This is a genomic window from Actinomadura kijaniata NBRC 14229, assembly GCF_001552175.1.
Taxonomy (GTDB): Bacteria; Actinomycetota; Actinomycetes; order Streptosporangiales; family Streptosporangiaceae; genus Spirillospora; species Spirillospora kijaniata.
This window is the reverse complement of sequence record NZ_BCQR01000041.1, coordinates 42687-66146: the sequence shown is the minus strand read 5'-3', so window position 1 is coordinate 66146 and position 23460 is coordinate 42687. Positions and strand designations below refer to the sequence as shown.

Sequence of the window (23460 nt, the reverse complement as noted above, 5' to 3'; positions counted from 1 at the left end):
GGTCCTGGCCCTCGGCGGCGCTCTCCTCGGGCGGCGTGGCCGTCTCCGCGGCCGGTTCGCGATCGTCGGGGGTGTCGCCGGCGCGCTCCGGCCGGCCCAGTCCTGGTCCCGTGCTCATGAAGACCTCTTCCTCGACCCTTTGGCGCGCCTGTTCTTCTCGTTACGGGGCGCGCGTTCGGCGACCACACGGACAAGCGTTGTCGGCGGGTCGACCTTACCGCGCCCGACTTGGAGCAGTTCGGTGGTCCGCACACCGAATCGGTCGAGAACGGGTCTGGCTTCCTCCAGTTCGGCCGCCGCCCGCTCCCCCTTCATGGCCAGCAGCTCGCCGCCGGGCCGCAGCAGCGGCAGCGCCCACCGGGCGAGCCGCTCCAGCGGGGCGACCGCGCGGGCCGTGACCACGTCGACGGCGTAGTCCTTGGCGGCCTCCTCGGCCCGGCCGCGGCGCACCGCCACGTTCTTCAGCTCCAGCAGCGCGACGGCCTCGTTGAGGAACGTCGTGCGGCGCAGCAGCGGCTCCAGCAGCGTGACCGTCAGATCCGGGCGGACGATCGCCAGCACCAGGCCGGGCAGTCCCGCGCCGGAGCCGATGTCCACCACATGGACGCCCTCCGGGATCGCCTCCTGCACCACCGCGCAGTTGATCAGATGGCGTTCCCAGAGCCGGTCCACCTCGCGCGGACCGATCAGGCCGCGTTCCACGCCCGCGTCGGCGAGGAACTCCGCATAGCGTTCCGCCACGGGCAGTGCGTCACCGAAAACCTCACGTGCAATCCCCACCGTACGAATCGTTCCACAAAACACGGTGGGCGCGTACACGCGAAACGTGCTGGTGGGACGCCGGACGCCGGATCCGCCGGGGGTTCCGCGCATATTCGGCGCTGCTGGGGTAGAGGGTCACCAGAGCCACCCGCCCGTCACGGAAGGAGGCTCCGAGGGATGGGTATCGGAGTCAGCTTGGCCTTCATCGCCATCGGAGCGATCCTCGCGTTCGCCCTCCAAATCGATCTCAGCGGCATCAACATCACGATGGTCGGCTGGATCCTGATCCTGGTCGGCCTCATCAGCATGGCCTTCACCCTGCTCTACACCCGTCCGCGCCGCCGGGCGAGCCTGATGGCCGGAGCCGACCCCGGTTACGTGGACCCGGCGTCCCCCGAGGCCGCCGGGACCGAGACGGTCGTGGAGGAGCGCATCATCGAGGAGCGGCCCGCCGGCCCGGTTGTCGAACGTGTGATCGAACGCCCGGTCGCGCCGCCCGCCCGGGGCCACACCTCCCAGGACCCGGCCCGCGCGCAGGATCCCGCCATCGCGCAGGACCCCGCCGCCCAGAACATCCCGAGCTCCACCCTCGCCGACCCCGCGTCCCGCACCAGGCGGCGCCCGCCGCACGAGCGCGGATGACCCGAGACCGACCGACAGGACGCCTCCGGAGATCCGGCCGGTGACGTCGCCACCGACCTGACGGGCCACCCTGGAACGCCCGGTGTGCTACGGCGGCGGTGCACACCGGGCGCACGCAGAGGCCCCGCCATCCCGATCGTGGACGGCGGGGCCTCTGCCCTGCTCGGGTGGTCCGGTCCGCGCTACTCGGCGGGGTGGACGACGACGTACCGCTCCGGCTCCTCGCCCTCGGACTCGCTGCGCAGTCCGGCGGCGGCGACGGCGTCGTGCACGATCTTGCGTTCGAACGGGGTCATCGGCGCCAGCGGCTTGGCCTTGCCCGACTGCCGGACCTCGTCGGCGACGTCGCGGCCCAGCTTGGTCAGCTCGGCGCGGCGGCGCTCGCGGTAGCCGCCGATGTCGAGCATCAGCCGGGAGCGGGCGCCGGTCTGCCGGTGCACGGCCAGCCGGGTCAGCTCCTGCAGCGCCTCCAGGACCTCGCCGCGCTTGCCGACCAGCTCGTCCAGGGACGCGCCGACCACCGCGACGATCGCGCGCTCGCCCTCGACGTCCATGTCGATGTCACCGTCGAAGTCACCGATGTCCAGCAGGCCCTCGATGTAGTCGGCGGCGATCTCGCCTTCCTGCTCAAGCGCCTGGACGTCGACCTCAGTGGTGTCGGTCTGGCTCAACGGGATCTCCTTCTTCGACAGGGACTGCGGTCAAACTTAACGCTTCTGGGAGCCGCTGCGCTTGCTGCGCGGCTTACGCGTCGGCTGGTTGCGGACGACCTTGGGCTTGTCGGACTCGGGCTCGGGGTCGGGCTCGGCGTCCTTCCTGGCCTTGCCCTTCTTCAGGCTGGTCGTGGCCGCGTCCTGCTTGCCGCCCTTGGCGCCCGCCTTGGCACCGGTCTTCGTCCCGGTGGTGGCGGTGGCGCCGTTGCCGTCGGCGGTCGCCGGCGGGTACTTGGAGTAGATGTAGTGCTGCTGCACCAGGGTCCAGGTGTTGGAGGTCACCCAGTACAGCAGGACGCCCAGCGGGAAGCCGAGGCCGAACAGGCCGAAGACGGGGGCCAGGACCACCATCATCTTCTGGGCCTGCATCATCGGGTTGTTCTCGTCGGTGATCGGCTGGCGGCGCATGCTGGCGCGCACCGTGAAGAACGTCGTGCAGGACGAGATGATCACCGCGATGCCGGTGACGACCAGCGCGCTGACCGGCCGCGGGTCCAGCCCCCACGCCTTGATGAACGTGTCGGGGATGTGCGCGCCGAAGATGCTGGCCTTCTGCGCGCTGGCGACCAGGTCGCCGGTGACGGCGAACACGTCGGGGTACTGGCCCGAGGCGTTCGGCTTGGCGTCGGAGATCCGCTTGAGGACCTGGAACAGGCCGATGAAGACGGGGAACTGCACCAGGATCGGCAGGCAGCCCGACAGCGGGTTGGCGCCGTTCTCCTGGTAGAGCTTCATGACCTCCTGGTTCAGGCGCTGCTTGTCGTTCTTGTACTTCTTGCGCAGCGACTGGATCTGGGGGTTGAGCTCCTGCATCTTGCGGGAGGCGTGGATCTGCTTGACGAACAGCGGGACCATCAGCAGTCGCAGCAGGACCACGAGCAGGATGATCGAGCCACCCCAGGCCCATCCGCTGTCCTTGTCGATGCCGATGGCGCTCAGGCCCGTATGGATCCAGACGATCAGTTGGGCGACGATCGAGTACAACCAGTCAAGCACCGGGCAGCTCCTTGGGCTCTGCTTGGGCGGGGCCGCTCTCCGCGCGGCCGGAGGTCGGGGTGGGCGCCGGGTCGGGCGCCGTGCGGAACGGCTCGGACGCGTTCCGGGGCGGGGGCACGGGGTCGTAGCCGCCGCGGTGGAACGGGTGGCACCGGCCGATCCGGCGAGCCGTCAGCCACGACCCGCGCAGCGCGCCGTGCGTCTGGAGGGCTTCCAGGCCGTAGGCGCTACAGGTGGGCTGGAACCGGCACTGCTGCCCGAGCAGGGGGCTCAAGAAGCGGCGGTAGGCGCGGACGAGCAGGATCAGGGCGCGGGCGGCGAGGCCCGGCCGCCGGGCGGTCGCCGCGGCCCCGGAGCTCGCGGGGGAGCCCGCGGGCGGGGAGGCCGCCCCTGGCCGATCCGTCATCTGTGCCCCTTGGACGTGGGCCGCAGCAGCCGGTCGAGCGCCGACTCCAGGTCCGCGGCCAGTTCGTCGTGGCGCGCCGTCCCCGCGCGGGGGTTGGCGCGCACTACGAGCAGGCTACCCCCCGGGAGTCGATCGAGGTACGCGCGTGCGAGGTGGCGCAGCCGGCGTTGCACGCGGTTGCGCACGACGGCGTTGCCGACCGCCTTGGAGACGATGAACCCCACCAGGGGCGGCGTGTCGGCCACGGCGCCGACCGCGGGGTCGGCTTCGGCGTCCCGGCGCAGCAGGTGTACGACGACAGTTGGCCGTCCGGCGCGGCGACCGCGCCGGACGGCCAGTGTGAACTCGTCCCGCCGCCGCATCCGGTGACCGGAGGGCAGCATGCGAAGGGTCTAGAGCGTCAGACCGCGATGCGGGCGCGGCCCTTGCCGCGACGCGCGGACAGGATCGCGCGGCCGGCGCGGGTGCGCATGCGCAGCCGGAAGCCGTGCTTCTTGTGGCGGCGACGGTTGTTCGGCTGGAAAGTACGCTTGCTCACTAGAGGCTCCAGGTGCTGCGGTCGGTTGGGTCCGGTGCGATGTCTCGCATCGAGGGGCGCGTCCGGTCCCCCGCAGCGGGGGCCCGTCCGTTCTGGTTGACGGCGGGCACGCGTCATCCCGGTCGATGCGACTCGACCTCAGAACGTTACGGGCTGCCTGCCCGTCTGGTCAAACGGAACGTCCGGTGCCGGCGGGCGCGCCGGGCCCGTTCCTCTTTTCCCCCATCGTTTTCCACAGGCGCGGCGCGCCCTGTGGGGAATGCCGGGTTTCGCCCTCGGCGGAACGGTTCCCGAACGCCCCCGGAACGGCCGGGTGAGGCGCCGATCCCGGCTGGGTAGGAAGGGGTCGGGGGGTGATGGGGGATGGACATGCGACCGTCCTGGCGGCGAATGCGGTTCGTGTTGCGAGCGCTCGCGAGCAGCGGCTAAGGTTTCCACCGCTGCCGACCCGTACGTGCGTCGGCCTTCTTTTTTCGGCTCCCGCCCGCGGGTCGGGAACCGGGGCTCCCCTGAACGTCAACTGACCGGTCCCGTGCGCCCGTGTGGGCTTTTGCACAGGGATCCCGTCCTCATGCACAGCATGTGGACAACTCTGTGGACAACTCGTGAGAGAGTTAGTCCCCCACGACGTCTCCAGTGATCGGTGAGGCGATCTCGAACGTGGGCGAACCGGGTGGTTCTGGTGCCCCGGGTCATCGGAGTTCTTTGGGGAGGGGACCTTGCGCATGGACGGTCAGGATCTCGGATCGGTCTGGGCACGTACCCTCACGGCGCTGTCCGACAGCGACCTGCACCCCGGCTACCGCGCCTGGCTGCCGATGGTGCGCCCCCTCGCCCTGGTGGAGGGCACGGCGCTGCTGGCGGCCCCCAACGACTTCGCCAAGGACGTTCTGGAAAGCCGCCTGCGCGGCCTCATCACCGATGTGATGTCGCGTGAACTGGGCCGGGAGATCCGCGTCGCGGTGACCGTTCAGCCCGAGCCGCCCGCGTCCTCGGGTGAGCAGCATCACGACCGCGGCAACGGCTCCTATGGGGACCGCCCCTCCTACGGCGACCAGCCCTATGAGAAGCCTTACGAGGAACGCCCCTTCGAGGAACGCCCGTACGAAGGCCGCCCCTATGAAGAGCGGTCGTATGACGACCGTTCCTATGGGGACCAGACATATCCGGAACGCCCCCGGCACGAGTCCCCGTTCGGCGACCAGGGCTACGGCGGCCGTCCCTCGACGGGGGTTTCCCACAACCCCGGCGGTTATCCCCAGGCTGAGGACGAACGCGATTGGCCGCGCCGCGACAACGACCACGGCGGCGGTTTCCCGTCCACCGCGCGTCCGCCCGCCTATGGCGCGGGGCCGGGCGGGCGTTCGCCGTTCGAGAACCGCACGCAGCAGTTCCCCGGCCGCGACCGCGACCGCGAGGGCTTCGACCCGGCGGCGCGCCCGCACGCCCCCTCCCATCTGAACGACCGCACCCTGGGCGCCCCCCGTCCGGGCGGGCCCGGCCTGCCGCGTCCCGGCGTCCCGGGGATGCCCGGCGAGCCGCAGGGGCACGAGGCGCAGCGCCCCGACGCGCCGGGGCGTTCCGAGGACGCGTACGCCGACTCCTACGGGCCGCAGAGCGACCCGTTCCGGAGCTCGGAGGAGGACGGCGGCGACGTCCGTCCACAGGACGGTGGACAGGGCGGCGGGGGCACCGCCGCCGCGAACCCCGACCGGCTGAACCCCAAGTACACGTTCGAGACGTTCGTCATCGGCTCGTCCAACCGGTTCGCGCACGCGGCGGCGGTCGCGGTCGCCGAGCAGCCCGCCAAGGCCTACAACCCGCTGTTCATCTACGGCGACTCCGGGCTGGGCAAGACGCACCTGCTGCACGCCATCGGCCACTACGCGCAGAGCCTGTTCAACGGGGCGCGCGTGCGGTACGTGAGCTCCGAGGAGTTCACCAACGACTTCATCAACTCGATCCGCGACGGCAAGGCCGACGGGTTCCGCCGCCGCTACCGGGACGTGGACATCCTCCTGGTCGACGACATCCAGTTCCTGGAGGGCAAGGAGCAGACGCAGGAGGAGTTCTTCCACACCTTCAACACCCTCCACAACGCCAGCAAGCAGATCGTGATCTCCAGCGACCGCCCGCCGCGGGAGCTGGTGACGCTGGAGGACCGGCTGCGCAACCGGTTCGAGTGGGGCCTGACCACCGACGTGCAGCCGCCCGAGCTGGAGACGCGCATCGCGATCCTGCAGAAGAAGGCCCGCCAGGAGGGCCTGGCCGCGCCGCCGGACGTGCTGGAGTTCATCGCCTCGCAGATCGCCTCTAACATCCGGGAGCTGGAGGGGGCGCTGATCCGCGTCACCGCGTTCGCGAGCCTGAACCGCCAGTCGGTGGACATGAAGCTCGCCGAGACGGTGCTGAAGGACCTTATCCCCAACGAGTCCGGTCCCGAGATCACCGCCGCGATGATCATGGCGCAGACTGTGGAGTACTTCGGGACGACGATCGAGGACCTCTGTGGACCGTCGCGGTCGCGCATGCTGGTGACCGCCCGGCAGATCGCGATGTACCTGTGCCGGGAGCTGACGGACCTGTCGCTGCCCAAGATCGGGCAGCAGTTCGGGGGCCGCGACCACACCACGGTCATGCACGCCGAGCGGAAAATCCGCAGCTTGATGGCCGAACGCCGGGCCATCTACAACCAGGTGACCGAGCTGACCGGGCGCATCAAGCACCAGGCCCGCAAGCGCTGAACCGACCGCGCCGGACGCCGCTCCGCCCTACCCATTCCAAGATCGGTTCACACAGGCTGGGGAAAACCCTGGGGAAGTCCGTGGATAACCCGGGGGAAAACCTGCGGAGAAGCTGGGGACGACTCGTGGATGGATTGTGGACCGGCTGGGGACGGCCAGGGGGCATCATGGGGACGACTCCGTGGACGACTTGGGGAAGCCCTGGGGACGGGGTGGGGACGACGCCGTTCCCGACCACCCGGTCACTGCCCGCCCGACGCTACGGGTGGGAGAACCTGCGGAAAACTCGTGGAGAACCGGGGGAAGAGGTGGGGACACCGTGTGGGGAAAGATTCGTCATCCCCATGCGCGCCCGCCCCGTCCACCGGCGCTCCACACGGGACGTGGACAAAAATCCACCCGTTCACCTGCGGAAACAAGGGTTGTCCACCGTGTCCACAGTCCCTATGACGAGTACTACCTCTTTGTTCTAACCAAGAAAAGATCCCTCTCAAGTTAGGGCCTGGGGATGGAGCGTCCCGAGCGCGCGACCCGGCCCCGCTCCACCTCACCCTTGTCCGACACCTGCAGGAGGCGGGTCCCCTTGAAGTTCCGCATCGACAGAGACGCCCTGGCCGAAGCCGTGGCCTGGACCGCGCGCACCCTTCCCCAGCGGCCCCCGGTCCCGGTGCTCGCCGGAATGCACATCGAGGCCAGCGACCGGCTGAAGCTGTCGGCGTTCGACTACGAGGTCTCGGCGCAGGTCTCCACCGACATCGACACCGAGGACCCGGGCACCGCCCTGGTGTCGGGCAAGCTGCTCGCCGAGATCTGCCGCGCGCTTCCTCCCCACCCTGTGGAGTTCACGACCGACGGCGCGAAGGTGATGCTGCGCTGCGGCAGCGCGAAGTTCACACTCCTCACCATGCCTGTGGAGGACTACCCGACGCTGCCGGAGATGCCGCCGGCCGCCGGGTCGGTGGGCAGCGACGAGTTCGCCGCCGCCGTGTCCCAGGTCGCCATCGCCGCGGGCCGCGACGACACCATCCCCATGCTCACCGGCGTGCGGGTGGAGATCGAGGGCGAGACCGTCACGCTGGCGTCCACCGACCGGTACCGCCTGGCGGTCCGGGAGCTGCACTGGAAGCCCGAGCGCCCCGACTTCTCGGCCGTGGCCCTGGTGCCCGCCAAGACCCTCGCCGACACCGCCAAGTCGCTGACCTCCGGCGCCGAGGTGTCGATCGCGCTGGGCGGGGCGGGCGGCACCGGCGAGGGCATGATCGGTTTCTCCGGCGGCGGCCGCCGCACCACCTCGCGGCTGCTGGACGGCGACTTCGTCAAGTACCGGTCGCTGCTGCCGTCGGAGTACGCGGGCCTGGCGGAGGTGTCCACCTCGCCGTTCATCGAGGCCGTCAAGCGCGTGTCGCTGGTCGCCGAGCGCAACACGCCGGTCCGCCTGTCATTCCGCAAGGGCGAGGTCGTCCTGGAGGCCGGGACCGGGGACGAGGCGCAGGCCGTGGAGGCCCTGGAGGCCAATCTGGAGGGCGACGACATCGAGATCGCGTTCAACCCCGGGTTCCTGCTGGACGGCCTGTCACAGATCGGCTCGGACGTGGCGCGGCTGTCGTTCACCACGCCGACCAAGCCCGCCGTCCTGACCGGCAAGCCCGCCGCCGAGGGCGAGAACCCCCACTACCGCTACCTGATCATGCCGGTGCGGCTGACGGGGTAAGACGCGTCAAGGGGGCATACCAGGGGGGATCAGCCCGTGCCGCGCCATGATGGGCACGGACCTCAAGGACAGGGGAGTGAAGCAATGGAGCTGGGGATGATCGGCCTGGGCCGGATGGGCGGCAACATGGCCGAACGTCTGCGCCGCGGCGGCCACACCGTCGTCGGGTACGACCGCGACCCGAAGATCAGCGACGTGTCCTCGCTGGAGGAGCTGGTCGAACGCCTGTCGCCGCCGCGGGCCGTGTGGGTCATGGTGCCGGCCGGCGCCCCGACCCAGGAGACCATCAACAGGCTGGGGGAACTGCTGTCCCCCGGTGACGTCGTCGTCGACGGCGGCAACTCCCACTACGTGGACGACCAGAAGCACGGCGAGCAGCTCGCCGCCAAGAACATCGGGTTCGTCGACTGCGGCGTGTCCGGCGGCGTGTGGGGCCTGCAGAACGGCTACGCGCTGATGGTCGGCGGCGACGAGGACAACGTCAAGCGCCTCATGCCGATCTTCGAGACGCTCAAGCCGGAGGGCGAGTTCGGCTTCGTCCACAGCGGGAGGGTCGGCGCGGGCCACTTCGTGAAGATGGTCCACAACGGCATCGAGTACGCGATGATGCAGGCGTTCGGCGAGGGCTACGAGCTCATCGAGGCCGCCGACATCGTCACCAACGTGCCCGAGACGTTCCGCTCCTGGCAGGAGGGGACCGTCATCCGGTCCTGGCTGCTGGACCTGATGAACCGCGCGCTGGCCGACGATCCCGAGCTGGAGCGCATCCGCGGCTACGCCAACGACTCCGGCGAGGGCCGCTGGACGGTCCAGGCGGCCGTCGACCACGCGGTCCCGCTCCCGGCGATCACGGCGTCGCTGTTCGCGCGCTTCGCGAGCCGCCAGGACGACTCCCCGGCGATGAAGGTCGTGGCGGCCCTGCGCAACCAGTTCGGCGGCCACGCGGTGGAGTCGGCCAAGGGCGCCGACTCCCCGGGCGCCGACGTGGCTCCCCCGGCGACCTGACCCCGCCGATCCCGGCCGACGCCGACGGGCCGCCCCACCGCGGGGCGGCCCGTCGGCGTTCGTCCACAGACCGTGGACGACGGCACCGGTCCGGCGGTGGGAATCCGCGGTCGGGATCGGCACGCCGGTCCCGGTGCCGGACCCGGCCGACCCGGCGATGGCGGCGGCACTGCCCGCGGCGGGCCTGGCCGCGCCGCGCGGACGGCGCGTCAACGGCAAGGCGGTCCTGGACGTCGGGCCGGCCGGCGGCTGAGGCGCCGTGGCGTTGTCCACACCCTGTGGCCACCGGACGCGGTGAGCCGGGCGGGGGCTCCGGGAAGCCGTCCACAGGGCGTGGACGGCCTCCCGGCGGAACGTCAGCGGAAGTCCGCGGCGTGGTCGGCCGCCCACTGGCGGAAGGACCGGGCCGGAACCCCGGTCACCTCCTCCACCGTGGAGGTGACCCTGCCAGGCCGTTCCGCCAGCGCGGCGAAACCGTCCAGCATCACGTCGGCGAACTCGGGCGGGAACCCCGCCGCGACCTTGCGGGTGTGCGCCTCGGCGCGGGAGATCTCCCGCCACCGCACCGGACGCCCGATCGCCTCCCCGATGATCCGCGCCTGCTCGACCTGCGTCAGCAGCTCGGGGCCGGTCAGCTCGTAGGCCGCTCCGGCGTGGCCGTCCTCGGTGAGCGCGCGGGCCGCCACGGCCGCGATGTCCCGCTCGTGGATCAGCGACGCGGCGACCTGGCCGTGGATGTCGCTGACGGTGCCGTGGGCGCGGATCTCCTCCGCCCACGCCAGCGTGTTGGTCGCGAACCCCCACGGGCGCAGGAACGTCCACTCCAGCCCGGACGCCGCGATCGGCGCCTCCAGGTCGGCGTGCAGCCTCCCGATCACGTTGTCGTCGGTCCCCACGCCGTCCAGGACCGCCGCCGACGACAGCAGCACGACACGCCGCGCGTGCGCGGCGACCGCCTCGACGACGGCGGGCGCGGCGTCGGCGGTCGGCATCGGCCAGACCAGGAACACCGCCTCCACCCCCGGCAGCGCGGCCCCGATCGTCGTCAGGTCCCCGGCCACGACGTCGGCCCCGGCGGGCAGGCCCGCCGCCGCGGGGTCGCGGGTCAGGGCACGGACCGGGACCCCGTCCCTCAGCAGCAGGTCCACGAGGGGCCGTCCGACGTTGCCGGAGGCTCCGGTCACCAGGATCATGCGTCGTCCTCTCCCCGGGCTCCCGGGAGGGAGCCCGCTCGGTACGGGTGTGCAGGTGAGGGACGCTAGGACGCCGCCGGTCCGGCCGAATCCGTCACCTGACCGGTCGGGGCCCCGGTCTTCTTCCACCGCTGTGGACAACACGGATGCCGCGGCGAGGCCCTACCCTCGTTACTCGTGCACGTGGCCCATCTCTCGCTCCAGGACTTCCGCTCGTACGCCACCGCCGAGGTGCCGCTCGACGCGGGCGTCACCGCGTTCGTGGGCCCCAACGGGCAGGGCAAGACCAACCTCGTCGAGGCGATCGGGTACGTCGCCACGCACGGCAGCCACCGGGCCGCCACCGACGCGCCGCTGGTCCGGCAGGGGGCGCCGCGGGCCATCGTGCGCGCCGGGGTGGTCCGCGACGACCGCAAGGCCCTGATCGAGCTGGAGATCAACCCGGGTAAGGCCAACCGGGCCCGCCTCAACCGCTCCCCCGTCCCCCGGCCCCGGGAGATCCTGGGGGTGCTGCGGACCGTGCTGTTCGCGCCCGAGGACCTGTCGCTGGTCAAGGGCGACCCGGGGGAGCGCCGCCGGTTCCTGGACGAGCTGCTGACCACCCGCGCCCCGCGCTTCGCCGGGGTCCGCTCCGACTACGAGCGCGTCCTCAAGCAGCGCAACGCCCTGCTCAAGTCCGCCGCCGCGCACCGCCGCTCCCCCGGCCCCGAGGTGCTGGCCACCCTCGACGTGTGGGACACCCACCTGGCCCGCACCGGGTCCGAGCTGCTCGCCGCCCGGCTGGAGCTGGTGGAGGGGCTGCGCCCGCTGGTCGCCGCCTCCTACGCCGAGCTCGCCCCCCACAGCGGCGCCGCCGACCTGCTCTACAAGAGCTCCCTCGGCGCCGCCGAGCTGTCCACCGACCGCGCGCAGCTCGCCGAACAGCTGCTGGGCGGCGTCGCCGAGGCCCGCAAACAGGAGCTGGAACGCGGCGTCAGCCTCGTCGGCCCGCACCGCGACGAACTCGTCCTGCGGCTGGGGGACCTGCCCGCGCGGGGCTACGCCAGCCACGGCGAGTCCTGGTCGTTCGCGCTGGCGCTGCGGCTGGCGGCGTTCGAGCTGCTGCGCGCCGACGGAGACGACCCCGTCCTGATCCTGGACGACGTGTTCGCCGAGCTCGACGCCGGACGCCGCGCGCGGCTCGCCGGGATGGTCGCGCCCGCCGAGCAGGTGCTGGTCACCGCCGCCGTCCCGGAGGACGTTCCCAAGGAGCTGACCGGCGCGACCTACGCCGTCTCCGGCGGCCAGGTGGTCCCCGACCGGGACATGCTCGGCTGACCGGAAGGGGGAGAAGATGACCGACGATCCACAGGGTGTGCACAACCCGCCGGACGAGCCCGCTGCCCCGGCGGACTCCGGCCCGGCCCCCGGCTCGCCGCCCGCCAAGACGGGCATCGAGCTCGCGCGCGAGGCCCTCGCCCAGGCCAAGGCCGACGCCCTCAAACGCGGGACCCTCCCCGGCCAGGGCCGCAAACGCGCCAGGAACCCCCTGCCCGCCCGCCCCCTCGAACCCGGCCGCGGCGGCGACCCCCGGCGGTTCGGCGCGGCCATCCGCGACCTGCTGGCCACCCGCGGCTGGGAGCAGCGCGCGGCCGTCGGCGGCGTCTTCGGCAACTGGCCCGGCATCGTCGGCCCCGAGCTCGCCGAGCACACCAGGCCCGAGAAGTTCGAGAACGGCGAGCTCACCGTCGTCGCCGACTCCAACACCTGGGCCACCCAGCTGCGCCTGCTCGCCGCCACCCTGGTCCGCCGCCTCAACGAGGAGCTCGGCCAGGGCACCGTCAAACGCGTCAAGGTCGTCGGCCCCTCCTCGGGCCCCCGCCGCACCGGGGCCTGGCGGGTCCGCTGACCCCCGCCCGCCGTGTTCGCCGCGTCCGGGCCCCGCGAACGCGCTGATCACGCCCCGTCCCCGGGAGGCATCGTTTTGTCGGTGCCGGGTGAGAACATCAGTGTGGAGTGAGCGGCAGCGGTTTCCGCTACGAGCGCTTCACAGACCAGACAAGCCCCGGGGGTGAATGGGGGGATGCACCTCCGCGCCCGTTCGACCGCCACACGGCCACACAGCGTCCGTCAGTGCCACTTTCCGACCCGTCACCGGGTAGAATGAAACCGGGTTCAGGATGCTGCGCCGCCATGGGTCGCCCCGGGGCTCTGGCCGACACGGCCGGAGCGCAAGGGCGCCCTTACGTGTGTTACGGGGCACACCGCGTTCACCGTGAGTTCATAAGCAGGGCGTGGGGCGGCGGCGACGCGTCCCCGGCAGGAGGATCTCCTTTGGCGTACGACGCTAGTTCGATCACCGTCCTTGAGGGCCTGGAAGCGGTTCGCAAGCGGCCCGGCATGTACATCGGGTCGACCGGGGAACGCGGCCTGCACCACCTGGTCTACGAGATCGTCGACAACTCCGTCGACGAGGCCCTGGCCGGCTATGCCGACGCCATCGAGGTCACCCTGCTGGCCGACGGCGGCGTGCGGGTCGTCGACAACGGCCGCGGCATCCCCGTCGGCGAGCATCCGGTGGAGAAGAAACCGGCCGTCGAGCTGGTGCTGACCACCCTGCACGCCGGCGGCAAGTTCGACGGCAAGTCCTACGCGGTCTCCGGCGGCCTGCACGGCGTCGGCTCCGCCGTGGTCAACGCGCTGTCCACCCGGCTGGAAGCCGAGATCCGCACCGACGGCCACTACTGGCGCCAGTCCTACACCTGGCAGGGCGCCGAGGGCCCCCTGGAGAAGGGCGAGCCCACCGACGAGACCGGCACCCAGATCACCTTCTGGCCCGACGCCGAGATCTTCGAGACCCTCGACTGGAACTTCGAGACCCTCTCCCGCCGCATGCAGGAGATGGCGTTCCTCAACCGCGGCCTGTCCATCACGCTGCGCGACGAGCGTCCCGACCACCTCAACGGCGACGACGGCGGCGAGGCCCGCGTGGTCGCCTACCACTACGAGGGTGGCATCGAGGACTTCGTCCGCTACCTCAACGCCAAGAAGGACGCCGTCCACGAGTCGGTCATCTACTTCGGCGACGACACCGAGGGCATGTCGGTCGAGATCGCCATGCAGTGGAACTCCTCCTACACCGAGTCGGTCCACACCTTCGCCAACACCATCAACACCGCGGAGGGCGGCACCCACGAGGAGGGCTTCCGCGCGGCGCTGACCACCATCGTCAACCGGTACGCCCGCGACAAGGGCCTGCTGCGCGACAAGGACGACAACCTCACCGGCGAGGACGTCCGCGAGGGCCTCACCGCGATCATCTCGATCAAGCTGGCCGACCCGCAGTTCGAGGGCCAGACCAAGACCAAGCTCGGCAACTCCGAGGCCAAGGCGTTCGTGCAGCGCGCCTGCAACGAGCACCTGCGCGACTGGTTCGAGGAGAACCCCGGCGAGGCCAAGGAGATCATCACCAAGGCCACCCAGGCCGCGCGCGCCCGCGTCGCCGCCCGCCAGGCCCGCGACCTGACCCGCCGCAAGAGCCTGCTGGAGTCCACCTCGCTGCCGGGCAAGCTGGCCGACTGCCAGTCCACCGACCCCAGCCGGTCCGAGCTCTACATCGTCGAGGGCGACTCGGCCGGCGGCTCCGCCAAGGGCGGCCGCAACCCGCACTTCCAGGCCATCCTGCCCATCCGCGGCAAGATCCTGAACGTCGAGAAGGCGCGCATCGACAAGATCCTCAAGAACAACGAGGTCCAGGCGATCATGACCGCCCTGGGCACCGGCGTGCACGACGAGTTCGACATCGAGAAGCTGCGCTACCACAAGATCATTTTGATGTCGGACGCCGACGTCGACGGCCACCACATCAACACGCTGCTGCTCACCCTGCTGTTCCGCTTCATGAAGCCGCTCATCGAGGCCGGGCACGTCTACCTCTCGCAGCCGCCGCTCTACAAGATCAAGTGGGACGGGCGCGGCACCGACGTCGACTACGCCTACTCCGACCGCGAGCGGGACCAGGTCATCGAGGCCGGGATCGCCGCGGGCAAGCGCGACCCCCGCCCCCGCGACCAGGTGCAGCGCTTCAAGGGTCTGGGCGAGATGAACGCCAACGAGCTGTGGGACACCACCATGGACCCCGCCAAGCGCGTCCTCCTGCAGGTCCAGCTCGACGACGCCGCCCAGGCCGACGAGCTGTTCAGCGTCCTGATGGGCGAGGAGGTCGAGCCTCGCCGCGAGTTCATCCAGCGCAACGCCAAGGACGTCCGCTTCCTGGACATCTGACGCGCTGACCGCGGCCCGAGCTTGCTTCCACAACGAAGAAGAGGTCTTACACAGTGACGGACGTGACCACAGCGGACGGACCCGGCGAGCGGATCGAACCGGTCGACATCCAGGTCGAGATGCAGAAGAGCTATCTCGACTACGCGATGTCGGTCATCGTCGCCCGCGCCCTGCCCGAGGTGCGCGACGGCCTGAAGCCCGTGCACCGCCGCGTGCTGTACGCCATGTACGACGGCGGGTACCGCCCCGACCGCGGCTACTTCAAGTGCGCGCGCGTCGTCGGCGACGTCATGGGTAACTACCACCCCCACGGCGACTCGGCGATCTACGACGCGCTGGTCCGGCTCGCCCAGCCCTGGTCGATGCGCTACCCGCTGGTCGACGGCAACGGCAACTTCGGCTCCCGCGGCAACGACCCCGCCGCCGCCATGCGCTACACCGAGTGCCGCATGGCGCCGCTGGCCATGGAGCTGCTGCGCGACATCGACAAGGAGACCGTCGACTTCTCGCCGAACTACGACGGCCGCTCCCAGGAGCCGGACGTCATGCCGTCCCGCTACCCCAACCTCCTGGTCAACGGCTCGGCGGGCATCGCGGTCGGCATGGCCACCAACATCCCGCCGCACAACCTGCGCGAGGTCGCCGACGGCGTCCGCTGGTTCCTCGACAACTACGGCGCCACCGACGAGGAGCTCCTCGAGGCCCTCATCGAGCGCGTCAAGGGCCCCGACTTCCCGACCGCCGGCCTCATCGTCGGCCGCAAGGGGATCGAGGAGGCCTACCGCACCGGCCGCGGCTCCATCACCATGCGCGCCGTCGTCGAGGTCGAGGAGATCCAGAACCGCACCTGCCTGGTCGTCACCGAACTGCCCTACCAGGTCAACCCCGACAACCTCGCCCTCAAGATCGCCGAGCTGGTCAAGGACGGCAAGCTCGACGGCATCGCCGACGTCCGCGACGAGACCTCCGGCCGCACCGGCCAGCGCCTCGTCATCGTCCTCAAGCGCGACGCCGTCGCCAAGGTCGTCCTCAACAACCTCTACAAGCACACCCAGCTCCAGGAGACCTTCGGCGCGAACATGCTCGCGCTGGTCGACGGCGTCCCCCGCACCCTCCGGCTGGACCAGTTCATCCGGCACTGGGTCGACCACCAGATCGACGTCATCGTCCGCCGCACCCGCTTCCTGCTCCGCAAGGCCGAGGAGCGCGCCCACATCCTGCGCGCCCTCCTGAAGGCCCTGGACCGCATCGACGAGGTCATCGCCCTCATCCGGCGCTCCCCGTCCGCGCAGGAGGCCCAGCAGGGCCTGATGAGCCTGCTGGAGATCGACGAGGTCCAGGCCCAGGCCATCCTCGACATGCAGCTCCGCAAGCTCGCCGCCCTGGAACGCCGGTCCATCACCGACGAGTACGACAAGCTGATGGCCGAGATCACCGACTACAACGACATCCTCGCCTCCCCCGAGCGGCAGCGACGGATCATCGGTGACGAGCTCGCCCCCATCGTCGAGAAGTACGGCGACGAGCGTCGCACCCAGATCATCCCCTTCGACGGCGACGTCTCCTACGAGGACCTCATCGCCGAAGAGGACATCGTCGTCACCATCACCCGCGGCGGCTACGCCAAGCGCACCCGCACCGACGCCTACCGCGCCCAGCGGCGCGGCGGCAAGGGCGTCCGCGGCGCCCAGCTCAAGCAGGACGACATCGTCGACCAGTTCTTCGTCACCACGACGCACCACTGGATCCTGTTCTTCACCAACAAGGGCCGCGTCTACCGCGCCAAGGCCTACGAGCTGCCCGACGCCGGCCGCGACTCCCGCGGCCAGCACGTCGCCAACCTCCTGGCGTTCCAGCCCGACGAACGCATCGCCCAGGTCATGGACCTCCGCGACTACGACGTCGCGCCCTACCTGGTCATCGCCACCAAGAGGGGCAAGGTCAAGAAGACCGCCCTGCGCGACTACGACTCGCCCCGCTCCGGCGGCATCATCGCCATCAACCTGCTGGACGACGACGAGGTCATCGCCGCCCGCCTGGTCTCGCCCGACGACGACCTGCTGATGGTCTCCACCAACGCCCAGGCCATCCGGTTCCACGCCGACGACGACTCCCTGCGCCCCATGGGCCGCGCCACCTCCGGGGTCATCGGCATGCGCTTCGAGGAGGACCAGCACGTCCTCAACATGCTCGTGGTGCAGGACGAGGAGCAGGACGTGCTGGTCGCCACGGAGGGCGGCTACGCCAAGCGGACCCCCGCCGGCCAGTACCCGACCCAGGGACGCGGCGGCAAGGGCGTTCTCACCGCTAAGATCGTGGAATCTCGCGGCAGGTTGGTAGGGGCACTCATGGTGGGCCCGGACGACGAGGTGTTCGCCATGACGTCCAACGGCGGCGTCATCCGCACGCGTGCGGCAGAGGTCAAGCAGTCCGGACGCCAGACCATGGGCGTGCGTCTGATGAACCTCGCGGACGGGGACAGCGTCGTCGCGATCGCGAGGAACGTAGAGTCCATGGAGGACTCGGACGCCGAGACGGACGAAGGGGGCACGGCCAGTGACGTTTCCCCCGCCCAGGAGGACTCGTGACCACTCAGCCCGGTGACGGCAAGGGCAAGCCCAAGAAGACCGTGGCCGCCGCGTCCGCCAAGCCCGCCAGGGACGAGACCAAGGTCGACCTCAAGCCCGTGGACGAGACCACCCCGGACCTGACGGCGATCAAGGACGACTCCCCGGCCGACACCGAGGACAAGGCGATCGCGCCGGTGAAGGACCCGGTCAAGAGCAGCGGCGAAACGCCCAAGCCGAAGACCGAGGCTTCCACGAAGCCCACCGCGGCGAAGGACACCAAGACCGACATCAAGACCGACGCCACGGCCAAGCCGGCCAAGACCGACACCAGGAAGCCCGACTGGACCAAGCCCGCCGAACCGGCGTCCTCGGTCTCCGGCAGCCGCGTGGACAAGCCGCTCGGCTCCGGGGCCGCGCCCGCCGCGAGCGCCACCCGTTCCTCCGGTGGCTTCGCGGGCACCGTCCTGAAGGACCGCCCGGCGACCGACAAGAAGGACACCAAGGACGACGCGGCGAAGAAGCCCGCCACCGGCAAGCCGGCCCGCAGGGCCCAGCTCCAGCTCGCGCGCCTGGAGCCCTGGTCGGTCATGAAGTTCAGCTTCGTGATGTCGCTGGTCTGCTTCGTCGTCCTGCTCGTCGCGGTGATCGTCCTGTGGCTCATCCTGTCGGGCCTGGGCGTCTTCTCGGCGATCAGCGACACCGTCAACGAGCTGACCCGCCAGCAGGGCCAGACCGGCGGCGGCCTGGACGCCGGAAGCTGGTTCTCCTTCGCCCGCGTCTTCGGCTACACCGTCCTCGTCGGCGCGCTGAACGTCCTGCTGATCACGGCCCTGTCCACGGTCGGATCGGTGATCTACAACCTGGCCGCCGACCTGGTCGGAGGCGTCGAGGTCACCCTCAAGGAGGCCGAGTAGCCGACCTGGCATAACGATTACCGGTCCGCCCACGAGATGCGGTAATCTCTCATGCGTCGCCGGGAAACAGCAACGAGGACCGGCGACGCAGCGAGGGCGTATAGCTCAGTCGGTTAGAGCGCATCCCTGATAAGGATGAGGCCGGAGGTTCAAGTCCTCCTACGCCCACATACCCGAAATGTCGGATATGAGACCCCACTCTTTGCGAGTGGGGTCTTTGTGTGTCTATCGCCGAATCGATGGCGACGGCGTCCCCGGCTCTTCATCATGTTTTCCATGAAGCTGATGGTGCAGGTGAAACTGCTTCCATCGCCTCAGCAGGAAGAGGCGCTGGCGGCCACCCTGCACGCCTGCAACGAGGCGGCCAACCGGGTCTCCGTGCGGGTCTTCGAGACCGGCGTCCATGCCCGCGTGCCGTTGCAGAAGCTGGTGTACGCCGATCTCAAGGCCGCGGGACTGGCCGCGCAGGCGTCCCTGCACGTGATCCGCAAGGTCGCCGACGCCTACACGGTGGGGCGTTCCCAGGTGAGTAAGCGGTTGGTGCGCGGCCGGGGGCGGCAGCGCGCCGAAGGGAAGCCCGTCGAGTTCCGTCCGGACGCCGCGCAGCCGTTCGACGATCGCTGCCTGTCGTGGTGGTGGGAGGACCGCCAGGTGTCGATCTGGACGGTCCGTGGTCGGGTGCGGGGCGTCCCGTTCGCCGCCACGTCCGAGCAACTGGACATGCTGGTCCGGTACCGGAAGGGCGAGTCCGATCTGGTGTGTCGTGCGGGCAAGTGGTTCCTGGTCGCCACCTGCGAGGTGCCGGAGGCGGCGTTGAACGCCGAGCCCATGGACTGGATCGGTGTCGATCGCGGGATCGTCAACCTTGCGACCACCAGTGACGGACGGAACCATCAGGGTGCCGGGTTGACCCGGTACCGGCGGCGGATGGCCCGTGTCCGGGCCGAGGTGCAGTCGAAGGGCACCAGGTCCGCCAGGCGCAAGCTGCGTCGCCGGGCGCGCAAGGAAGCCCGGCATGCGTCCTGTGTCAATCACAGGATCGCCAAGGAGATCGTGGCCGATGCCCAACGCACCGGGCGCGGGATCGCCGTGGAGGATCTGCGCGGCATCCGCGAACGGGTACGGCTCAGGCGGCACCAGCGGGCCATGCTCTCTCGTTGGCCGTACCACCAGATCGTGGATTACCTGGCGTACAAGGCCAGGCGGGCGGGTGTTCCGTTCCTCGTGGTGGATCCGGCCTACACGTCCCAGACGTGTCCGCGGTGCGGGCATGTCTCCCGCCGGAACCGTCCTCGTCGGGACGACTTCCGATGTCAGGTCTGCGGGCTCGCTGGCCCGTCGGACCATGTCGCCGCTGTGAATGTGCGCCAGCGCGCCAGAGTGGCATGGGCTCTTGTCAACGCGCCTATTGCGGACGGCGGACCAGAGGTGAGGTTCGCCGAGCTGCAAGCTCACAACATTCCATCGTGAGCGGTTGACGTCCTGGTACGCCTACACGCTTTAGGGCCAGCGCCCGGTCCCGTTCCAGGGGCCGGGCGTCGCCGTGTCACGTGTACTGGTGGCATTCGCCGGTGAAGACGGTGGCGAGCTCGGATCTGATGATCGAGGTCGCGAGCGGCTCGTCCGCGGTTTCCGGGGTGCGGTAGACCTGCATGGCCAGGCCCTCGGTCACGGCGGCGAGGCGGACGGCGGCGGGGCGGGGGTCCAGGTCCTCGGCGACCTCGCCGCATTCCTTGCCGTTGTGGATCGCCTGCGCCAGGTCGTCGCGGAGCGCTCGGGCGGTCCGCACGTCCACCTCGGCGAGGGCGGGGACGTCGAGGGTGCGTCCGGCGAAGGCCCGGGTGACGCGGAACTCGGTGCGGCGGACGGCGTCGAGGGGGAGCAGTTCGGTCAGCGCCTCGGCGAGGATGCCGGCGATGGGGCGGTGGTGGCGGGTCCCGGCCTGGACGTGGGCGTTCACGCGGTCGCGGATCTGCGTGGTGACCTGCTGGAAGGCGTGCAGGAGCATGTCGTCCTTGGTGCGGAAGTAGTGCTGGACGAGCCCGACGGAGATGCCGGCGGTGGCGGCGGTGCGGGCGACGGTGACGGCGTCGAGGCCGTGGTCGGAGATGAGTTCGCAGACGGCGGTGGCGATCTGGCGCCGGCGTTCGTGGTGATCGGCGGTCCTGGGCACTTGTTGACCATATCGCCATACGGTAAAACCGTATGGCGATATGGTTATCCGTGCGTCCCTCGGAAGGCGAGGCCCTGTGCGTTGGTGGAACGCGGCGATCCTGCTGCTGCTCCTGTCCGTTCTTCTCCCTGCCGCTCCCGCCGTGGCCCGGCCCGACGCGTATGCCGCGCTCGACGCGCACATCCGCGCCCGGATGAGGGACGCGCGGGTGCCGGGGCTCGCCTATGCCGTGGTCGGCCCCGGTGGTCCTGTGCACCAACGGGCCTGGGGAAAGGACGGGCGCGGCCGTCCGGTGACGGCCGACACCCCGTTCCTGTGGGGTTCGGTGGCCAAACCGGCGACGGCGACGGCGGTCATGGCTCTGGTGCGGTCGGGGCGCCTCGGCCTGGACGACCGGGTCGTGGAGCACTTGCCGCGTTTCCGGTTCGGTGGCGCGGCGCACGCCTCCCGTGTCACGGTCCGCCATCTGCTCAACCAGACGGCGGGGATCCCCGAACGGCCCACGCTCAAGCTCGCCGACTGTTTCGGCTGCCCGCGTCCCGCTGAGCGTCTCGGCGGGTTGGACGGGGTGGACCCGCTGGGCCCGCCGGGGAGCAGGTACGCCTATGCCAGTGCCAACTACCTGGTGCTGGCGGCCGTGGTCGAGGCGGTCACCCGGCGTCCCTTCGCGGAGCACCTGCGCCGGGCGGTCCTGGACCCGGCCGGTATGGACGGGGCCATCGCCGATGCCGCGACGGCTTCGAGGAGGGGGCTGCCGCCGGGGCATCAGCTGATGTGGGGGGTGCCGTCCGCGGTCGCCGACGGGTTCGACGACCACGGCGCGGCCTACGGCTATCTGGGCGGTGACCTGAACGATCTCGCGGCGTTCGCGGCGTTCCAGCTGCGTTCGGGCGACGGGACGCTCGCGCCTGAGGACGTGCGGCTCATGCGCCGGGAGGGCAAGCCCGGTTCGGGTTACGGGATGGGATGGCGTGTCGGCGGCCTGAAGCCGCCGCTCGACCGGGCCGTCTGGCACACGGGGGCGACCCCTGGTTATTCGGCGATGGTGTTCCTGATCCCGGAGCGCGGTCTCGCGCTCGTGCTGCACCAGAACCTGCACGGTCTGCTGCATGACGGCGCGGTGATGCAGGTGGGTTTCGACGCCGCCCGGCTGCTGGCGGGCGGTGGCCTGGGCGGTTCCTCTTCCGCGACCGGTTACCACGCGACGGTCTGGGGTGTGACCGTGCTCGCGTTGGGGCTGGTGCTGGCGGCGGGACGTTCGGTGGTCCGGCTGCGCCGCCCGGAGGTCTCGCGCCGGAGTTCCGTCGCCTGGGTGCTGGTGGGCGTGGTGCCGCTGGTCCTGGCGGTGTGGGCGTCCGGTCAGCTGGGGGTGCGGCCGTTGGCGACGTGGCTGCCTGACGCGTTCGCCGCGTTGTGCGTCGCGGTGGCCGCCGGTGCCGTCACCGTCGTGTGCGGGGCGTTCGCCCTGGTCAGGTGTGGCAGTCGACGACGGTGACCCGCTCGTCGTCGGGCACGGGGGCCAGGGTGCGTTCCCGGCTGTCCGGGAACGCACCCTCGGGGCCGACCACCCACCGGCCGGGCTCGTCCGGCAGGGAGATGATCGGGTAGCGGTTCAGGTGGCCTGCAACGCGACCGTGGGGGACAGCCGGGCGGCGCGGACCGCCGGGTAGAGCCCGGCGAGCATCCCGATGGCCAGCGTGGCGGCGAGACCGCCGGTGAGGGACCAGAGCGGCACGGTCGGCGGCAGCCCCATGAAGGTCGCGTAGCCGAACGTCGCCGCCGCGCCCAGCACCGCGCCCGCGATCCCGCCGAGCCCCGACAGCAGCAGCGACTCGGTCACGAACTGGAGGCGGATCTGTCCGCGTGTGGCGCCCAGCGACCGGCGCAGCCCGATCTCGTGGCGGCGTTCCAGCACCGAGATCACCATGGTGTTGGCGACGCCGACGCCGCCGACCAGCAGCGCGACCGCGCCCAGCCCGAGCAGCAGGTCGGTGAACGCGCCCGCCGCCGCGGCCTTGGCGCGCAGCGCCGTCGAGGGGTCGGTGACCTTGACGTCCTGCGGATCGCGCGGGTTGATCGTGCGGGGCAGCAGGGCGCGGACCGACGCGACGGCGGCGTCGGTGGAGCGCTGGTAGACCGCGGTGGGGTGGCCGTCGAAGCCCAGCAGCCGCCGGGCGGCGTCCCAGCCGACCAGGGCGGAGCGTTCGATCTCGGGGGCCAGCGGCAGGTCGTCGAGGATGCCGATCACGGTGAAGTAGCGGTCGCCGATGAAGACCTGTTCGCCGGGCGCGGTGACGCCGAGCCGCCGGGCGGCGACCGAGCCGAGCACGACGGCGGGGTGGCGGCCGGTGGCGGCGTTCAGCCAGGTTCCGGTGCGGACGCGGCCGCGCAGGGTGGTGAGCAGGTCCCGGGTGGCGGCCTGGACGGTGAGCCCGCCGGTCTCGCCCTTGGGGACGCGGTCGGTACGGCGGACGGTGGCGGGGGTGCCGCCGGTGGCGGCGGCGTGCCGGACACCGGGGATGCGGAGCACCATGCGTTCGGCCCCTTCGGGCAGCGAGGTCTGCTTACCGGTGAACATGGATTCTCCGGGGGAGGCCACGAGCATGTTGGTGCCGAGCCTCTCCAGCTGCCGGATCACCCCGGCCTTGCCGGACGCCGAGACGCCCACCACGGAGATCATGGTGGCGATGCCGATCGCGATGCCGAGCGCGGACAGGACGATCCGGGCGGGGCGGGCGCGCAGGCCCGCCGAGCCGGCGCGCAGCACGTCGGCGGGGCGGAGCCGGGCGGGCGTCAGCCGTGTCCTGGTCATTCGTGTCCCGGTCATGCG

19 protein-coding genes, 1 tRNA gene and 1 pseudogene are annotated in these 23460 nt (G+C 70.9%); 12 read left to right on the top strand and 9 right to left on the bottom strand.

What is annotated here, in order from left to right:
* Positions 1 to 114: 114 nt before the first annotated feature.
* Positions 115 to 780: a 16S rRNA (guanine(527)-N(7))-methyltransferase RsmG gene (rsmG, locus tag AKI01S_RS14920; protein ID WP_067816799.1), complete on the bottom strand. Its 666-nt coding sequence runs from the start codon at positions 778 to 780 to the stop codon at positions 115 to 117.
* A gap of 159 nt (positions 781 to 939) precedes the next feature.
* On the opposite strand from rsmG, the gene AKI01S_RS14915 reads away from it, so the two are divergent.
* Positions 940 to 1404, top strand: coding sequence for a DUF6458 family protein (locus tag AKI01S_RS14915; RefSeq protein ID WP_083999585.1), 465 nt, complete (start codon positions 940 to 942; stop codon positions 1402 to 1404).
* A 182-nt stretch (positions 1405 to 1586) separates the two neighbouring features.
* Here the strand turns inward: AKI01S_RS14915 and AKI01S_RS14910 are convergent, their stop codons facing one another.
* The 5 genes from AKI01S_RS14910 to rpmH are packed head-to-tail and all read right to left on the bottom strand — an operon-like array spanning position 1587 to position 4057.
* The gene (locus tag AKI01S_RS14910) at positions 1587 to 2075 is read right to left on the bottom strand and encodes a Jag family protein (RefSeq protein WP_067816792.1); all 489 of its coding nucleotides are present in this window, start codon (positions 2073 to 2075) and stop codon (positions 1587 to 1589) included.
* Positions 2076 to 2111: 36 nt separating this feature from the next.
* Positions 2112 to 3113, bottom strand: a complete 1002-nt coding sequence (yidC, locus tag AKI01S_RS14905; RefSeq protein WP_067816789.1) for a membrane protein insertase YidC — start codon at positions 3111 to 3113, stop codon at positions 2112 to 2114.
* Positions 3106 to 3519 (bottom strand): membrane protein insertion efficiency factor YidD, encoded by a 414-nt coding sequence (gene yidD, locus AKI01S_RS14900; protein WP_067816787.1) that lies wholly within the window; start codon positions 3517 to 3519, stop codon positions 3106 to 3108. Before yidD ends, yidC begins: the two co-directional genes overlap by 8 nt.
* On the bottom strand, positions 3516 to 3902 hold the full coding sequence (gene rnpA, locus AKI01S_RS14895; RefSeq protein WP_067816784.1) for a ribonuclease P protein component: 387 nt from the start codon (positions 3900 to 3902) through the stop codon (positions 3516 to 3518). The genes yidD and rnpA overlap by 4 nt, the downstream gene beginning before the upstream one ends.
* Before the next feature lie 17 nt (positions 3903 to 3919).
* Positions 3920 to 4057 (bottom strand): 50S ribosomal protein L34, encoded by a 138-nt coding sequence (gene rpmH / locus AKI01S_RS14890; RefSeq protein ID WP_067816781.1) that lies wholly within the window; start codon positions 4055 to 4057, stop codon positions 3920 to 3922.
* 725 nt (positions 4058 to 4782) lie between these two features.
* On the opposite strand from rpmH, the gene dnaA reads away from it, so the two are divergent.
* The 3 genes and pseudogenes from dnaA to gnd form a co-directional block, all read left to right on the top strand.
* Positions 4783 to 6801 carry a chromosomal replication initiator protein DnaA gene (dnaA, locus tag AKI01S_RS14885; protein WP_067816778.1) on the top strand — a complete coding sequence of 673 codons (2019 nt, stop codon included), beginning with the start codon at positions 4783 to 4785 and terminating at the stop codon, positions 6799 to 6801.
* 583 nt (positions 6802 to 7384) lie between these two features.
* Complete coding sequence (gene dnaN / locus AKI01S_RS14880; protein WP_067816775.1) at positions 7385 to 8512, top strand: DNA polymerase III subunit beta; 1128 nt, start codon at positions 7385 to 7387, stop codon at positions 8510 to 8512.
* 18 nt (positions 8513 to 8530) lie between these two features.
* A pseudogene (gene gnd / locus AKI01S_RS14875) lies at positions 8531 to 9517 on the top strand (phosphogluconate dehydrogenase (NAD(+)-dependent, decarboxylating)); the annotation flags it as partial.
* 356 nt (positions 9518 to 9873) lie between these two features.
* Here gnd and AKI01S_RS14870 read toward each other — a convergent pair.
* Entirely contained in the window at positions 9874 to 10710 is an 837-nt protein-coding gene (locus tag AKI01S_RS14870; RefSeq protein WP_067816769.1) for an NAD(P)H-binding protein, read from the bottom strand.
* A gap of 177 nt (positions 10711 to 10887) precedes the next feature.
* On the opposite strand from AKI01S_RS14870, the gene recF reads away from it, so the two are divergent.
* The 7 genes from recF to AKI01S_RS14835 all read left to right on the top strand — a co-directional run bounded on the left by recF (position 10888) and on the right by AKI01S_RS14835 (position 19927).
* Positions 10888 to 12027 carry a DNA replication/repair protein RecF gene (gene recF / locus AKI01S_RS14865; protein WP_067816766.1) on the top strand — a complete coding sequence of 380 codons (1140 nt, stop codon included), beginning with the start codon at positions 10888 to 10890 and terminating at the stop codon, positions 12025 to 12027.
* 16 nt (positions 12028 to 12043) lie between these two features.
* Positions 12044 to 12598 carry a DciA family protein gene (locus tag AKI01S_RS14860; RefSeq protein WP_067816763.1) on the top strand — a complete coding sequence of 185 codons (555 nt, stop codon included), beginning with the start codon at positions 12044 to 12046 and terminating at the stop codon, positions 12596 to 12598.
* Between the two features lie 425 nt (positions 12599 to 13023).
* Positions 13024 to 14973 (top strand): DNA topoisomerase (ATP-hydrolyzing) subunit B, encoded by a 1950-nt coding sequence (gyrB, locus tag AKI01S_RS14855; RefSeq protein ID WP_083999581.1) that lies wholly within the window; start codon positions 13024 to 13026, stop codon positions 14971 to 14973.
* Between the two features lie 53 nt (positions 14974 to 15026).
* Positions 15027 to 17561 (top strand): DNA gyrase subunit A, encoded by a 2535-nt coding sequence (gyrA, locus tag AKI01S_RS14850; protein WP_067816756.1) that lies wholly within the window; start codon positions 15027 to 15029, stop codon positions 17559 to 17561.
* The gene (locus AKI01S_RS53455; protein ID WP_245681629.1) at positions 17558 to 18457 is read left to right on the top strand and encodes a DUF3566 domain-containing protein; all 900 of its coding nucleotides are present in this window, start codon (positions 17558 to 17560) and stop codon (positions 18455 to 18457) included. The genes gyrA and AKI01S_RS53455 overlap by 4 nt, the downstream gene beginning before the upstream one ends.
* 94 nt (positions 18458 to 18551) lie before the next feature.
* A tRNA-Ile gene (locus AKI01S_RS14840) sits at positions 18552 to 18625 on the top strand.
* Positions 18626 to 18733: 108 nt separating this feature from the next.
* Entirely contained in the window at positions 18734 to 19927 is a 1194-nt protein-coding gene (locus tag AKI01S_RS14835; protein ID WP_067816826.1) for an RNA-guided endonuclease InsQ/TnpB family protein, read from the top strand.
* A gap of 76 nt (positions 19928 to 20003) precedes the next feature.
* On the opposite strand, the gene AKI01S_RS14830 is transcribed toward AKI01S_RS14835, so the two are convergent.
* Positions 20004 to 20630 (bottom strand): TetR/AcrR family transcriptional regulator, encoded by a 627-nt coding sequence (locus AKI01S_RS14830; protein WP_067816754.1) that lies wholly within the window; start codon positions 20628 to 20630, stop codon positions 20004 to 20006.
* 76 nt (positions 20631 to 20706) lie between these two features.
* On the opposite strand from AKI01S_RS14830, the gene AKI01S_RS14825 reads away from it, so the two are divergent.
* Positions 20707 to 22125 carry a serine hydrolase domain-containing protein gene (locus AKI01S_RS14825; RefSeq protein WP_067816751.1) on the top strand — a complete coding sequence of 473 codons (1419 nt, stop codon included), beginning with the start codon at positions 20707 to 20709 and terminating at the stop codon, positions 22123 to 22125.
* A gap of 117 nt (positions 22126 to 22242) precedes the next feature.
* Here the strand turns inward: AKI01S_RS14825 and AKI01S_RS14820 are convergent, their stop codons facing one another.
* A complete protein-coding gene (locus tag AKI01S_RS14820) occupies positions 22243 to 23457 on the bottom strand; it encodes an ABC transporter permease (protein WP_245681628.1) in 1215 nt (404 codons plus the stop codon).
* Positions 23458 to 23460: the final 3 nt, after the last annotated feature.

Bases quoted from the DNA above. Each gene is read 5' to 3' on its own strand.
- AKI01S_RS14820 (WP_245681628.1), bottom strand. From the start codon at position 23,457: ATGACCGGGACACGAATGACCAGGACACGGCTGACGCCCGCCCGGCTC.
- AKI01S_RS14860 (WP_067816763.1), top strand. From the start codon at position 12,044: ATGACCGACGATCCACAGGGTGTGCACAACCCGCCGGACGAGCCCGCT.
- AKI01S_RS14915 (WP_083999585.1), top strand. From the start codon at position 940: ATGGGTATCGGAGTCAGCTTGGCCTTCATCGCCATCGGAGCGATCCTC.
- dnaA (WP_067816778.1), top strand. From the start codon at position 4,783: ATGGACGGTCAGGATCTCGGATCGGTCTGGGCACGTACCCTCACGGCG.
- yidD (WP_067816787.1), bottom strand. From the start codon at position 3,519: ATGACGGATCGGCCAGGGGCGGCCTCCCCGCCCGCGGGCTCCCCCGCG.
- AKI01S_RS14835 (WP_067816826.1), top strand. From the start codon at position 18,734: ATGAAGCTGATGGTGCAGGTGAAACTGCTTCCATCGCCTCAGCAGGAA.
- rnpA (WP_067816784.1), bottom strand. From the start codon at position 3,902: ATGCTGCCCTCCGGTCACCGGATGCGGCGGCGGGACGAGTTCACACTG.
- AKI01S_RS14870 (WP_067816769.1), bottom strand. From the start codon at position 10,710: ATGATCCTGGTGACCGGAGCCTCCGGCAACGTCGGACGGCCCCTCGTG.